The 13,520-nt window shown below is 64.8% G+C and carries 14 protein-coding genes; 3 read left to right on the forward strand and 11 right to left on the reverse strand.

Features of this window, described 5'->3' with window-relative positions; all coding sequences use genetic code 11:
• Positions 1–222: 222 nt before the first annotated feature.
• Positions 223–1,023 carry a substrate-binding periplasmic protein gene (locus LQT98_RS03545; protein WP_053074216.1) on the forward strand — a complete coding sequence of 267 codons (801 nt, stop codon included), beginning with the start codon at positions 223–225 and terminating at the stop codon, positions 1,021–1,023.
• 9 nt (positions 1,024–1,032) lie between these two features.
• On the opposite strand, the gene LQT98_RS03550 is transcribed toward LQT98_RS03545, so the two are convergent.
• The gene (locus LQT98_RS03550) at positions 1,033–1,644 is read right to left on the reverse strand and encodes an EAL and HDOD domain-containing protein (RefSeq protein ID WP_231461137.1); all 612 of its coding nucleotides are present in this window, start codon (positions 1,642–1,644) and stop codon (positions 1,033–1,035) included.
• A 135-nt stretch (positions 1,645–1,779) separates the two neighbouring features.
• On the opposite strand from LQT98_RS03550, the gene LQT98_RS03555 reads away from it, so the two are divergent.
• The gene (locus LQT98_RS03555) at positions 1,780–2,394 is read left to right on the forward strand and encodes a 3'-5' exonuclease (protein WP_231461138.1); all 615 of its coding nucleotides are present in this window, start codon (positions 1,780–1,782) and stop codon (positions 2,392–2,394) included.
• A gap of 19 nt (positions 2,395–2,413) precedes the next feature.
• On the opposite strand, the gene LQT98_RS03560 is transcribed toward LQT98_RS03555, so the two are convergent.
• The 10 genes from LQT98_RS03560 to tkt form a co-directional block, all read right to left on the reverse strand.
• Positions 2,414–4,105 (reverse strand): bifunctional metallophosphatase/5'-nucleotidase, encoded by a 1,692-nt coding sequence (locus tag LQT98_RS03560; RefSeq protein ID WP_231461139.1) that lies wholly within the window; start codon positions 4,103–4,105, stop codon positions 2,414–2,416.
• A 174-nt stretch (positions 4,106–4,279) separates the two neighbouring features.
• The gene (gene mobA / locus LQT98_RS03565) at positions 4,280–4,864 is read right to left on the reverse strand and encodes a molybdenum cofactor guanylyltransferase MobA (RefSeq protein WP_231461140.1); all 585 of its coding nucleotides are present in this window, start codon (positions 4,862–4,864) and stop codon (positions 4,280–4,282) included.
• Positions 4,861–5,319, reverse strand: coding sequence for a molybdopterin synthase catalytic subunit MoaE (moaE, locus tag LQT98_RS03570; RefSeq protein WP_231461141.1), 459 nt, complete (start codon positions 5,317–5,319; stop codon positions 4,861–4,863). Before moaE ends, mobA begins: the two co-directional genes overlap by 4 nt.
• Positions 5,320–5,321: 2 nt before the next feature.
• Complete coding sequence (moaD, locus tag LQT98_RS03575) at positions 5,322–5,573, reverse strand: molybdopterin converting factor subunit 1 (RefSeq protein ID WP_048408487.1); 252 nt, start codon at positions 5,571–5,573, stop codon at positions 5,322–5,324.
• Between the two features lie 137 nt (positions 5,574–5,710).
• Positions 5,711–6,775: a class II fructose-bisphosphate aldolase gene (gene fba, locus LQT98_RS03580; protein WP_048408488.1), complete on the reverse strand. Its 1,065-nt coding sequence runs from the start codon at positions 6,773–6,775 to the stop codon at positions 5,711–5,713.
• Between the two features lie 86 nt (positions 6,776–6,861).
• Positions 6,862–7,491 (reverse strand): LysE family translocator, encoded by a 630-nt coding sequence (locus LQT98_RS03585; RefSeq protein WP_231461142.1) that lies wholly within the window; start codon positions 7,489–7,491, stop codon positions 6,862–6,864.
• 94 nt (positions 7,492–7,585) lie between these two features.
• Entirely contained in the window at positions 7,586–8,761 is a 1,176-nt protein-coding gene (locus LQT98_RS03590; RefSeq protein WP_231461143.1) for a phosphoglycerate kinase, read from the reverse strand.
• Positions 8,748–9,863 (reverse strand): zinc ribbon domain-containing protein, encoded by a 1,116-nt coding sequence (locus LQT98_RS03595; RefSeq protein ID WP_231461144.1) that lies wholly within the window; start codon positions 9,861–9,863, stop codon positions 8,748–8,750. The genes LQT98_RS03590 and LQT98_RS03595 overlap by 14 nt, the downstream gene beginning before the upstream one ends.
• A gap of 188 nt (positions 9,864–10,051) precedes the next feature.
• Complete coding sequence (gap, locus tag LQT98_RS03600) at positions 10,052–11,062, reverse strand: type I glyceraldehyde-3-phosphate dehydrogenase (protein ID WP_048408492.1); 1,011 nt, start codon at positions 11,060–11,062, stop codon at positions 10,052–10,054.
• Positions 11,063–11,193: 131 nt separating this feature from the next.
• Entirely contained in the window at positions 11,194–13,185 is a 1,992-nt protein-coding gene (gene tkt / locus LQT98_RS03605) for a transketolase (protein ID WP_231461145.1), read from the reverse strand.
• On the opposite strand from tkt, the gene LQT98_RS03610 reads away from it, so the two are divergent.
• On the forward strand, positions 13,154–13,459 hold the full coding sequence (locus LQT98_RS03610) for a hypothetical protein (RefSeq protein WP_156183735.1): 306 nt from the start codon (positions 13,154–13,156) through the stop codon (positions 13,457–13,459). The genes tkt and LQT98_RS03610 overlap by 32 nt on opposite strands.
• The last annotated feature ends 61 nt before the right edge of the window (positions 13,460–13,520 follow it).

The raw sequence follows: 13,520 nt of genomic DNA on the forward strand, positions 1-13,520 counted from the left end.
CGCACCCACAGGGCGCGGCCGCCGCCGCGGCCATCCACATCCCTCCCTCCGCCGCGGCTTGTCCGCACCCTCGCCGGCCCCGCGGCGCTGGAAGCGCTTTACGGCGGACGGCAAACCTGCCTACGATTCAGCAACAAACAATATCGAGCGGAAGCTGCCCGCGCCGCGCTTCACGCGGGCGGCACGCATACAGCGCGCACAGATCGAGCAAGGATTCGGGGAATGATGAGACTTCGCAGCTGGCTGCTGGGCAGCCTGGCTGTAGTCCTGCTGGCGGCAGCTCAGCCGCAGGCCGCGCCACGTCTGAAAGTCATCCTGTCCAACCAGGAGTGGCCGCCCTATATGGGCAAGGAACTGCCGTACGACGGCATTTTGTCGCGCTTGGTGAAAGAGGCGTTCGCCCGCGCCAATGTCGACGTGACCTTCCGCTACTATCCCAATAACCGCACGCTGCAATCGGCGCGCAACGGCACCGTGGACGGCAGCTTCGGCTGGGCGCCGACGCCGGAGCGCAAGCAGGATTTATTGTTCACCCAGCCGGTGCTGCATGCGCGCATGGTGTTCTTTCAGCGCCGCAACGCCAGCTTTCCCTGGAGCGACCTGTCCAATCTGCGCAATGCCAGGGTGGGCGTCACCGTAGGGAATTTCTACTCCGACGAATTCAACCAGCAAGTGGCCGCCGGCCGGCTGATTCCGGACGTGGCGCCGGACGACGTCACCAATCTGCGCAAGCTGCTGGCCGGACGCATCGACCTGTTTCCCATCGACCAGGAAGTGGGCCAATATCTGATCGCCCGCAACTTCCCGCCGCGGCTGGCACAGCAATTGGAACCGCAAAGCAAATCGTTCTGGGTGGCGCCGCTGCATGTGGTGATCTGGCGCAAGCATCGCCAGGGTCCGGAGCTGGTGGAGCGTTTCAATCGCGGCCTGAAGGCGCTACAGGACAGCGGCGAGTTTGAACGCCTGGTGGCGGACACCCGCGCCGCCAGCCTGGCTTATCACCGGCCGATCCGGATGCCCTGAACGCGCCGCTTACCCGAGATCGGCGCTGCTGAGCACCACCGGGCGGCTATGGAAATAACCCTGGAACCAGTCGAAACCCAGCTCGCAGCAACGCTCGAACTGCGCGTGGCTGTCCACCTTTTCCGCCAACAGGATGCCGTCGAAACCGTCCAGCTGCGCCTTCAACACTGGCAAGTGCGCGGCGTCCACCGCCGCCACGTCCACCTTGACGATGTCCACCAGCGGCAGCATCGCCATCTGATCGGCCCCCAGGTGGACCACATCGTCCAACGCCAGGCGGAAACCACGGGCGCGCAATTGCGCCATGCGCAGCAGCAATTCGTCGGTGACCGTCACGGTTTCCAGGATTTCCAGCACCAGCCGTTCCGCCGGCAATTGATCCAGGATACGGTCTTGCAGCAAATCGGCGCTGGCATTGATGAAGCCGGGAAACTGCCCCAACACGTCCACATTGCCCAATTCGCCGAAAGCGTTGCGCAACACCTCGGCGCTGGCCAGCAGATCGTCGCGCACCAGGGCGAAATTGGCCGGACTGGAGCGGAACAATAGCTCATAGGCCACCAGTTGCTGCTGACGGTCGACGATGGCCTGGCGGCCGAGATAACGGAAGGAATCGGGCATGCGTCGATATTACAGGATATTGCCGCCGCTGTTGGGCATCTCCTGCCGACGCGCTGAAAGAATATGACAGCTTATGCCTGACCATCGCCGTTAAATGCGGTAAGGTTGCAGATTACCCCGGTCAAGAGAGCCGCCATGTTGCCAACCCGACAAATTCCGCGCGAGGAAATCAAGACCCTGCCGCTGTTCGCCGGCCTGACGCCGGAACAAGTGCGGCTGGCGGAAACGCCGGAGCAGGCCGCCGCCGCGTTGCAGGCGCTGGCCGGCTGCGCGGTGCTGGGTTTCGACACCGAATCGCGCCCGACTTTCCACAAGGGCGAGAAACCCACCGGTCCGCACCTGATCCAGCTAGCCAGCGACGACGGCGCTTGGCTGTTCCCGGTACAGGACGGCCAGTGCGCGCCGGAACTGAAAACCCTGCTGGAAGACCCCAAGCGGCTATTGGTGGGCTTTGAGCTCAGTTCGGACCAGGCGCTGCTACAACAGCGGCTGGGCATCCGCTGCGGCCGGGTGCTGGACCTGGTGGACCACTTTCCCAGCGACGACGCGCGCATCACCGTCGGCGCAGTGCAGGCGGTGGCGCGGCTATTCGGCCAGTACTTCCGCAAATCCAAGAAGCTGTCCACCACCAACTGGTCCAAGCTGCCCTTGAGCCCGGCGCAGCAGGCCTATGCCGGCAACGACGCCTGGGTGGCGCTGCGGGTATACCGCGAGCTGGACGCCCGCGGTGGTTTGCGGCGCGGCGGCTGAAGCCGCGCCGGAACAAACATCAGGGCAGCCGCGTAATGCGGTTCAGCGCCGGCACCGCCACCGGCGACGCGCTGGCGAAATAGCTCTCCAGCACATCCACGTCCACCTTGCCGCCAACCCGGTTGCTGCCCTGGGTCAACACGGTGAAGCCATCGCCGCCGCCGGCGATGAAGTTGTTGACCTGCACCCGGTAGCTTTGCTGCGGATCGATGGCGATGCCGTTGATCTTGATGCTGCCGATATCCACCTTGCTGCCCGCCGGCGCCGACTGGCTCCAGCTATAGCTGAAGCCCTGGGACACTTGCAGGATCTTGGCCCGGGTCGGATCGCTCCACTGCTGTTCCAGCAATTGGTCTATCTGCGCGCCGGTCAAGGTCAGCGTGGTCATCACATTGCCGAAGGGCTGGGTGGTGAACAGTTGATTGTAGGTAACGTTGCCGCCGGCGCCGGGAATGATGTCGGCGCGCACGCCGTCCGGATTCATGAAGGCCACCACCGCGCCCTGGGCGGCGCCGGCCGCCAGTTGCGCGTCGGCCACCACATCGCCCAGCGCGGTTTCGCCGGCCGGCGACGCGCTACGATCCAAGGTGCCCGCCGCCTGGCCCGCCACGCGGTTGGCCACCGGCGCCACCAGGTCCTTGTACAGCTTGATCAGATTGCTGACCGAGGCCAGCGGCGCGATGTCCTGGCTCACCACCCGGTTCTGCGCCTGTATCGTGCCGGGCTTGATGTCGCGGGTGGCCGGGTCCAGCACGAAGTCGATCTCGGTGAACAACTGGCCGTAGTTCTTGGCACTGGTCACCTGGCGACCGTCGATCACGCAGTTGTAAGCCTGGTGGGTGTGGCCGGTGACCACCAGCTTCACCGCCTTGTCCAGCTTCTTGACGATGTCGACAATCGCGCCGGACACGCCGTTGCAATCATTGAAGCCGCCGCTCTGGTAGCCGCCCTCGTGCACCACCACCACCACGGCTGAAACGCCCTGCCGTTTCAGCTGCGGGATCAGCTGGTTCACCGTGGCCGCCTCATCCTGGAAGCTCAAGCCCTTGATGCCGTCCGGCGACACGATCTCCGGCGTGCCCTTCAGCGTCATGCCGATGAAGGCTACCGGGATGCCGCCGAACTTCTTGATCTCGTAAGCCGGCAGCAGCGTGCCGCCATCGCTTTTTTTGACGTTGGCGGCCAGGAATTTGAATTTGGCGCCAACGAACTTGCCGTTCTGGCAGGAGGTGGTGGGCGCGTCGGCCTTGCAGCCGCCGTTCTGCATGCGCAGCAGTTCCTGCTGGCCGTCGTCGAACTCGTGGTTGCCGACGGCGTTGAGGTCCAGGCCCAGCAGGTTCATCGCCTCGATGGTGGGTTCGTCGTGAAACAGGCCGGACACCAGCGGGCTGGCGCCGATCAGATCGCCAGCCGACACCACCACGCTATTGGGCGACTTGGCGCGCAGCGCCTGCACCCAGGCCGCCAGGTAATCGACGCCGCCGGCGTTGACCTTGATGGTCTTGCCCGGGTTGGCCGGGTCCGGCACCGTCAATTGGCCGGGCATTTCCAGATTGCCGTGGAAATCGTTGAAGGCGATCATCTTCACCGCCACCGGTTGCCGCGACACGCCGGAATTCTGGTCGCCGGGCGCCCAGCCGCCGGAACCGGAGGAACAACCGAACAGCGCCAGGCTCAAGGCCAGGCACAAGCTTGCAGTCTTCAGTTTCACGAAACCCATCCTTAGTCTTGTATGCCGCCGCGACCCGCCGGCCGCCAGCGATGGAGGAGACGCCGCGCCCACTGCCATGGACATCGAGCGGCGTTCCGATCGCGCGCACTATAGCAAACAAAAATGACAAAGAATTAAAACTTTCGTGATACGAAGCAAACTGACTCACCGCCCTCAATCGGCGCGCGGCTGCGCCTGCAACGCCGCCAGCGCGTCGGGGGTGTTGAGATTGGGAAAAGCGTAGTCGAACTCGACTTCGACATGATCCAGGCCGGCCAGCCAGCCGCGAATCGAGCGGCCGCCGCCGGCCAGGTAGGCGGCCAGTCCGGCGCTGAGGCCGGGCGCTAGCGCCAGCAGGCTGGGGTGCCAACCGTCGCGGTCGCGCGCGCTGGCCGCCTGACGGCCATCCGCCAGCGCCGCCAGCAAGCGGCGCGAGAAATCGGCTGGCAGCCGCACCGCGTCGCAGGGCATCACCAGCCAAACCGCGCCGTCGTCCCGCTGCAAGGCCGCCAGCACCCCGGCCAATGGACCGGGGAAATCCGGCAGCGAGTCTTGCAGCAGCGGGCAGCCGAAACCGGCGTACACCTCCAGATTGCGATTGGCCGAGATCCACACCCGCGCCGGCGCCGGCAGCTGCGCGGACAAGGCGGACAAGGCGTGCGCCAGCAGCGGCCTGCCCGACAGCGCCACCAGGCCCTTGTCGGCGCCGCCCATGCGCGTGGCTCGGCCGCCGGCCAGGATCAGCGCCTGATGGCTCATTGCCAGCGTTCCGCCGCCTGGGCGTCGCTGTGCTTGGCCTCCACCCAGCGCTCGCTGCCGTCGGCCAGGATTTCCTTCTTCCAGAACGGCGCGTCCTGCTTCAGGTAGTCCATCAGGAATTCGGCGGCGGCGAAGGCGTCGCGGCGGTGGCTGCTGGCCACCACCACCAGCACGATGGGCTCGCCCAACGCCAGCCGGCCGATACGGTGTATCAATGTGGCCGCCTGCAGCGGCCAGCGCCGGCGCGCTTCTTCCACGATGGCGGCCAGCGCCTTCTCGGTCATGCCCGGATAATGCTCCAGCTCCAGCGCGGTCACATCGCGGCTGTCGCCGTAATCGCGCACCAGGCCGCTGAAGCTGACCACCGCGCCGCAGGCCGGATTGCCGGACAAGGCGTCGATCTCGACGCCGGTGTTGAAGCGTTGCGGCTGCACCCGCACCGTGAACGGCTCCATGCTCAACCTCCGGTCACCGGCGGGAACACCGCCACTTCGTCGCCATCCTTCAACACCGTGTCCAGCCGCGCCATTTGCTGGTTCACCGCCACGCGGAACACCCGGTCCGCGGCCAATTCCCGCGTCCAGGCCTCGCCGCGCAGCCGCAGTTCCACCAGCAAGTCCGCCACTGTGGCCGCCTCGCTGTCCAGGTGTTCGCTCTCCAGACCGAATTCGTCCCGCAAGCGGGCAAAATACAAAAGACTCAGTTTCATCGCCTGCCTCTGTTCACAATTGAGCGGATACCGCAGTGTAAGCAATCCGCGCCGGGCCTCCAATACGTCAAGGTGGCTAGGCCTGTCCGCAAAAAAGCCCGCACGCGGCGGGCTCGTAGGGGAAAAGCAGCGGATCTTTACTTAACGATCTGCGCCAGTTCGCCCTTCAGGTATTTATTGGCCATGGTGTCCAGGTTGATCGCCTTGATCTTGCTGGCCTGACCGGCGGAGCCGAAGGCCTCGTAGCGGGCGATACAGATGTCGCGCATCGCGTCGGTGGACACTTTCAGATATTTGCGCGGATCGAACTCGGCCGGGTGCTGCGCCAGGAAGCGGCGGATCGCGCCAGTGGAGGCCAGGCGCAGGTCGGTGTCGATATTGACCTTGCGCACGCCGTGCTTGATGCCTTCCACGATCTCTTCCACCGGCACGCCGTAGGTTTCGCCCAGATCGCCGCCGAACTCGTTGATGATCTGCAGCCATTCCTGCGGCACGCTGGAGGAGCCGTGCATCACCAGGTGGGTATTGGGGATGCGCGCGTGGATTTCCTTGATGCGGTCGATGCGCAGCACGTCGCCGGTGGGCTTCTTGCTGAACTTGTAAGCGCCGTGGCTGGTGCCGATGGCGATCGCCAACGCGTCCACGCCGGTGTCCTTGACGAACTGGGCGGCTTCTTCCGGATCGGTCAGCAGCTGGCTGTGGTCGAGCACGCCTTCGGCGCCCACGCCGTCCTCTTCGCCGGCCATGCCGGTTTCCAGGCTGCCCAGGCAGCCGATCTCGCCTTCCACCGACACGCCGCAGGCGTGGGCGAAGTTGACCACGGTGCGAGTGACGTCGACGTTGTAGGCATAATCGGCCGGGGTCTTGCCGTCGCTCTTCAGCGAGCCGTCCATCATCACCGAGGAGAAGCCGAGCTGGATCGAGCGCTGGCATACGTCCGGGCTGGTGCCGTGGTCCTGGTGCATCACCACCGGGATGTGCGGGAATTCTTCCACCGCGGCCAGGATCATGTGGCGCAGGAAGGGCGCGCCGGCGTATTTGCGCGCGCCGGCGGAGGCCTGCACGATCACCGGGGCGTCCACCTTGTCGGCGGCCTCCATGATGGCGCGCATCTGCTCCAGGTTGTTGACGTTGAAGGCCGGCAGGCCGTAGCCGAATTCCGCTGCGTGGTCCAGCAGCTGACGCATGGAAACGAGAGCCATGGTGTTCAATCTCCGCAAACTGCTCCGCCGGGGCGGAGCATGGTTGGCGCCCGGACCGCGCGGCGGCCCGAGGCGAATTCATCAATTCAGTGTCTGGACACGCTGGACAACAACAGGCCGGCGCCGACGAAAGCGCCGCCGGATACCTTGTTGACCAGCTTGAGGCGCCGCGCGCTGTTCAGCCAGCCGGCCAAACGCGCGCCGCCGCCGGCGTAAGCCAGCTGCCACGACGCCTCGATCACGTAAAACGTCGCCGCCAGGATCGCCAGCTGCGGCCCCTGCGGCTGCTGCGCGTTCATGAACTGCGGGAACAGCGCGGTAAAAAAGATAAAGGCCTTGGGATTGCTCATCGCCACCAGAAAGCCGGTGCGGAACATGCCCCAGGGCGTGTGTTTGCCGGTCGCCACCTCGCGGATTTCCTCCACCGGCTGCGGCTGGCTACGCCAGGTCTTGATCCCCAGATAGATCAAATACGCGGCGCCGGCGTATTTTACCAAGGAAAACAGCAGTTCGGAGGTGGCCAGCAGCGCGCCCAACCCGGCGGCGGAGCCGAACATGATCAAACCCAGCGCCGTCATCAGGCCAAAACAAGTCATCAGCGTGCGCCGCACCCCGTAATGGATGCCGTGGGTCATCGCCAGCAGCATATTGGGGCCGGGCGTGGCCGAGACGAAAAACACGGTGGTGACGAACAGCAACCAGGTATTGAGCGACATGGATATCTCCGGCGGGTGGGCCATCGGGATGCAACGGCGTTGAATTAGGCAGTGTAACGCAAGCCATTCATCCCGATAGCCTTTTTCCCCATTCTCAGCCGGCGCGCTCGGCCAGGATCGCCACCGCCGGCAACTCCTTGCCTTCCAGGAATTCCAGGAAGGCGCCGCCGCCGGTGGAAATGTAGCTGATATCGTCGGTGATGCCGTACTTGGCGATCGCCGCCAGGGTGTCGCCGCCGCCGGCGATGGAGAAGGCCGACGAGGCCGCGATGGCCTGGGCCAGGGTCTTGGTGCCGCCGCCGAACTGCTCGAACTCGAACACGCCCACCGGGCCGTTCCACACCACGGTGCCGGCCTTGGCGATGATGGCGGCCAAGGCCTGCGCGGAATCCGGGCCGATGTCCAGAATCATGTCGTCGGCCTCCACCTCCGCCGCGCTCTTGGTGACGGCGGCGGCGGTTTCGGCGAACTCCTTGGCGCAGACCACGTCAGCCGGCAGCGGCACGTCGCCGCCGCGGGCGCGGATCTTGGCGATCACCTTTTTGGCCTCGTCCACCAATTCGGCCTCGGCCAACGATTTGCCGATGGCCTTGCCCTCGGCCAGCAGGAAGGTGTTGGCGATGCCCCCGCCGACGATCAACTGGTCCACCTTGTCGGCCAGCGATTCCAGAATGGTCAGCTTGGTCGACACCTTGGAGCCGGCGACAATGGCCACCAGCGGCCGCGCCGGCGCTTGCAAGGCCTTGCCCAGCGCTTCCAGCTCCGCGGAGAGCAGCACGCCGGCGCAGGCGGCCGGCGCGAACTGGGCCACCGCGTGGGTGGAGGCTTCGGCGCGGTGGGCAGTGCCGAAGGCATCGTTGACGAACACATCGCACAAGGCGGCGTAAGCGCGGCCCAGATCGGCGTTGTTCTTTTTCTCGCCCTTGTTCAGGCGCACGTTTTCCAGCATCGCCACTTCGCCGGGCGCCACGCTGAAACCGGACTGCCAGTCCGCCACCAGGCGCACCGGCTTGCCCAGCAGGCTGGACAGGCGCTCCACCACCGGCGCCAGGCTGTCTTCCGGCTTGGGTTCGCCCTCGGTGGGGCGGCCCAGATGGGTCATCAGGATCACGCCGGCGCCGGCCTTCAGGCACAGTTCGATGGACGGCAGGCTGGCGCGGATGCGGGTGTCGTCGCCGATAACGCCGTTTTTCACCGGCACGTTCATGTCCACGCGGATCAGCACGCGCTTGCCGGCCAGGGCCTGTTCGGAAAGTTTATTGAATTTCATCGTTCGCTCGCTCGGGTTTGGATTCGCTTGTCGATTGATTCATCGGCGCAGGCTCCGGCTTGGCGCCGGGGCGGCCGCATTTTTTGCAGTACGGAAAAAAGGCGAAATTGCGCGCGCCGCAGTCGCAGCCGCGGAACAGCTGCAGGCCGCAATGCACGCAGTAATCGGCGTCGTCGCCGGCAATATTGTATTGATGGTCGCAGGACGGGCAAGTTTTCTTCTGGTAGGCGCCCAGGGCCTGGGCGTAGGCCACGTGGCGCGCGCGCTCGCTCTGGCTTTGCTGCAGTTCGGCGCGCTTTTTCTCGGCATAGCGCTGGAAGGCCTGGATCATGCGCAGGCCGGCGAACACCGTCAGCGCGATGCCCACCGCCAGCCGCACATAGCCGCCGAAATTGGGCAGATAGGGCAGCAGTTCGACGAAGAAGGCAAACAGCGCGAACAGGCCGAAGCCGTAAACGAAGAACCAGTAACGATGCGTCCGATAACGGCTGAACAGCCATACCGCCAGCAACAGCAACGGCAGGATCACCGCCAGCCGCAGCAGGAACACTTTCAATTCGAAACGCTGGTAGGCCTGCTGGTAACGGTCCTGGGCGACAGTCTCCACCTTGGCGATCTCTTCTTGCAGCGTTTGCCGGCTCCGCTCCAGCGCGCGCAGGCCGTCGCTCGCCCGGTCTTCCTTCTGCTGCCATTGCAGGATCTGCGCCTGCAAGGCGTCCAGTTCCCGGGTGCGGCGGCTGACTTCGGCGCTTTGCTGCGGATCGGCGCTGGTGGCGCGGCTGGCCAGCCAGTTGGCCAGGCCCTTGCGCTGAGTCTGGTAATTGCGCTCCAGCTGCTCGCGGGTGGCGCCGAGGTTTTCCAACTGGGCGCGCTGCGCGTCGTTCTGACGCTGCAAAACCTGCTGCCGCTGCCGCAGCGGCTCGATGCCGGCCTGCTGTTGCAGCGTTTCCAGCTGCGGCGGGCCGCCATTCGGCACGTAGAACAGATCGCGGATCACCAATTCGCCCAGATTGGACAGAAAGCCGGCGAACACCAAGGCCACCAGCCAGGAGGCCAGCCGGACCCATTTTTCCGGGCGGGACAGTGCTTGGTTTTGTCGCATGCTGCTCTCCTGTGGCGGCGGGTTCAGCGGGGGCGATATCGGCGATCGCCCGGCCAGTGTATGCCAAAAAAACGGCCCTACCTTAACACCAATCAAATGCCGGTGGATGTAGCGCCCGCGCTAGCGGACGCAAAAAAATCCGGGCCGGCAGCACGCTGCCGGCCCGGATTTCCTGGATCACTTCCTCATCAGCAAGCAAACATCGCGCGCGCGGTGCGCAGCATCTGGCAGCTGAAACCCCATTCATTGTCGTACCAGGCCAGCACTTTCACCATATTGCCGCCAGTCACCTTGGTCAGCGTGGAATCGAAGGTGGAGGCTTCCTCGGTGTGATTGAAGTCGCCGGACACCAGCGGCAGGGTGTTGTAGCCCAGGATGCCCTTCATCGCACCGTTGGACGCTTCCTTCAGGATGTCGTTGACCTCGTCCTTGGTGGTGTCGCGCGCGGCGCTGAAAGTCAGGTCCACCAGCGACACATTGATGGTGGGCACGCGCACCGAGAAGCCGTCCAGCTTGCCCTTCAGTTCCGGCAGCACCAGGCCGACGGCCTTGGCCGCGCCGGTCTTGGTCGGAATCATATTGTCGGTGGCGGAGCGGGCGCGGCGCAGGTCCTTGTGCTTGACGTCGGTCAGCACCTGGTCGTTGGTGAAGGCGTGGATGGTGGTCATCAGGCCTTTCTTGATGCCGATGGCCTGATGCAGCGCCTTGGCCACCGGGGCCAGGCAGTTGGTGGTGCAGCTGGCGTTGGACACCACGGTCATTTCCGGCTTCAGCACGTCGTGGTTGACGCCGTAAACGATGGTGGCGTCGACATCGTCGCCGCCCGGCGCGGAAATCAGCACCTTCTTGGCGCCGGCGTCCAGGTGGGCCTGGCACTTTTCCTTGCTGGTGAAGGCGCCGGTGCATTCCAGCACCAGGTCCACGTCCAATGCCTTCCACGGCAGTTCCGCCGGGTTGCGGGTGCTGAAGAACGGGATTTTGTCGCCGTTCAGGATCAGGTGGGCGTCGTCCTGCTCGACCTCGCCGGGGAAGCGGCCGTGCACGGTGTCGAACTTGGTCAGGTGGGCATTGATGTTGAGATCGCCGGTGGCGTTGACGGCCACTACCTTGAAATCGTCATGCAGCTGGTTTTCGTAGATGGCGCGCAGTACCTGGCGGCCGATGCGGCCGTAACCATTGATGGCGATGCGGATAGTCATGCTTCTAAATCTCCTGGAGGACGATCCGGAGCGCCCGGTTTCCCGGCCGGCGCTCCGCGTGTTGTGTAGTGCGTCCACTACATGAAACGGCGAACAAAAGGCCATTGCTTTCGCAATGGCCTGTCTTTACATCACAGCAGCGCTTTGGTCTTGGCCACTACATTGTCGACGGTGAAGCCGAAGGCCTGGAACAGCTGCGGCGCCGGGGCGGATTCGCCGAAGTGATCGATGCCGACCACGTCGCCGTCCAGGCCCACGTATTTGCGCCAGAAGTCCGGATGGCCGGCTTCGATCGCCAGCCGCGGCAGGCCGGCCGGCAGCACGCTGTCGCGCCAGGCCTTGTCCTGCCGGTCGAACACATTGGTGCACGGCATCGACACCACGCGCACGGCGATGCCTTCCGCCGCCAGCGCGTCCTGCGCCTTCAGCGCCAGTTCCACTTCGGAACCGGTGGCGATCAGCACCGCGCGGGCGCCGGCGGCGTCGCGCAGCACATAGCCGCCCTTCTGGATCGCGGCCAGCTGCGCCGCGTCGCGGGCGACGAAGGGCAGATTCTGGCGGCTCAGCACCATGCTGCTCGGCGTGGTCTTCTGCTCGACGGCGTGCGCCCAGGCCGCCGCGGTTTCGGCGGTGTCGCACGGACGCCAGGTGTGGTGGTTGGGGATGTAGCGCAACGTGGCCACTTGCTCCACCGGCTGGTGGGTGGGGCCATCTTCGCCCAGGCCGATGGAATCGTGGGTGAACACGAAGATCGGGTTGATCTTCATCAGCGAAGCCATGCGCAAGGCGTTGCGCGCGTATTCGCTGAACATCAGGAAGGTGCCGCCGTACGGACGCAGGCCGCCGTGCAGGGTCATGCCGTTCATGATGGCGGCCATGCCGAACTCGCGCACGCCGTAGCTGATGTAATTGCCCTGGCCGTCGTGGTCTATCCACTTGGAGCCGGACCAGTTGGTCAGGTTGGAGCCGCTCAGGTCGGCGGAACCGCCGACGAATTCCGGCAGCACCGGCGACAGCGCTTCCAGCGCGATCTGGCTTGCCTTGCGGGTGGCCACGGTCTGGGCGGCGTCGGCGATCTTGGCCAGCGCGGCGGCCTTGGCCTCTTCCCAGCCGGCCGGCAGTTCGCCGCTCATGCGGCGGCTGAATTCGGCGGCCAGTTCCGGGAAGGCGGCGCGGTAGGCGTCAAAGCGCTTGTTCCATTCGATCTCGGCCAGCGCGCCCTTGTCGCGCGCGCTCCACTCGGCGTAGATCTCGGCCGGGATTTCGAACGGCGCGTGCGGCCAGTTCAGGCCTTCGCGCGCAGCGGCGATTTCGGCCGCGCCCAGCGGCGAGCCGTGGCAATCGTGGCTGCCCTGCTTGGTGGGCGCGCCAAAGCCGATGGTGGTCTTGCAGCAGATCAGCGTCGGACGCGCGCCTTCCTTCTGCGCGGTGGCGGTGGCGATGGCGGTGGCCACTTCCACCGGGTCGTGGCCGTTGACGTTCTTGATCACCTGCCAGCCGTAGGCTTCGAAGCGGGCCGGGGTATCGTCAGTGAACCAGCCTTCCACGTGGCCGTCGATGGAGATGCCGTTATCGTCCCAGAAGGCGATCAGCTTGTTCAGGCCCCAGGTGCCGGCCAGCGAGCAGGCTTCGTGGCTGATGCCTTCCATCAGGCAGCCGTCGCCCAGGAAGGCATAGGTGTGGTGGTCGACGATTTGATGGCCGTCGCGGTTGAACTGCGCCGCCAGCATTTTCTCGGCCAGCGCCATGCCCACCGCATTGGTGATGCCCTGGCCCAGCGGGCCGGTGGTGGTTTCAATGCCGGGAGCGTAGCCGTATTCGGGATGGCCGGGAGTCTTGGAGTGGAGCTGACGGAACTGCTTGAGGTCTTCGATGGAGAGGTCGTAGCCGGAGAGGTGCAACAGGCTGTAGATCAACATGGAACCGTGACCATTGGACAGTACGAAGCGGTCGCGGTCTGGCCAGTTGGGATTGGCCGGGTTATGTTTCAGGTGATCGCGCCACAAAACTTCCGCGATGTCTGCCATCCCCATCGGGGCGCCGGGGTGACCGGATTTGGCTTTTTCAACGGCATCCATGGACAGGAAGCGGATGGCGTTGGCAAGCTCGGTACGGGTGACCATTTCGGGAAAACCTCAAGACTTGTGTGGAAACCGGGACGACGGCAGCGCCATCCGAAACATGCCTCCGGCATGGATCAACCGTCGCAAAATCATGGAATTATCGCTGATTTTCACCATTGGCGGCAACCGCCGCGCCGCGCAAAATAATGCGGCGGCATGGCCGGACGCGAAAAACCGCCGAACAGCGCCGTTTTGCCGGATAATGCCGCAAATGGCAAAAATGCATTTCGAATCAAAAACCTGTCGTCGACGCTGCGACCGGCATTGTCGATGACAAACGGGCAGAATGCAGGGCAAACACGCTTCCGAAGAAACCCGGAACGCGAATCATGGTC

It is taken from the genome of Chromobacterium aquaticum, from assembly GCF_021129195.1.
In the GTDB taxonomy this organism is placed as follows: domain Bacteria; phylum Pseudomonadota; class Gammaproteobacteria; order Burkholderiales; family Chromobacteriaceae; genus Chromobacterium; species Chromobacterium aquaticum.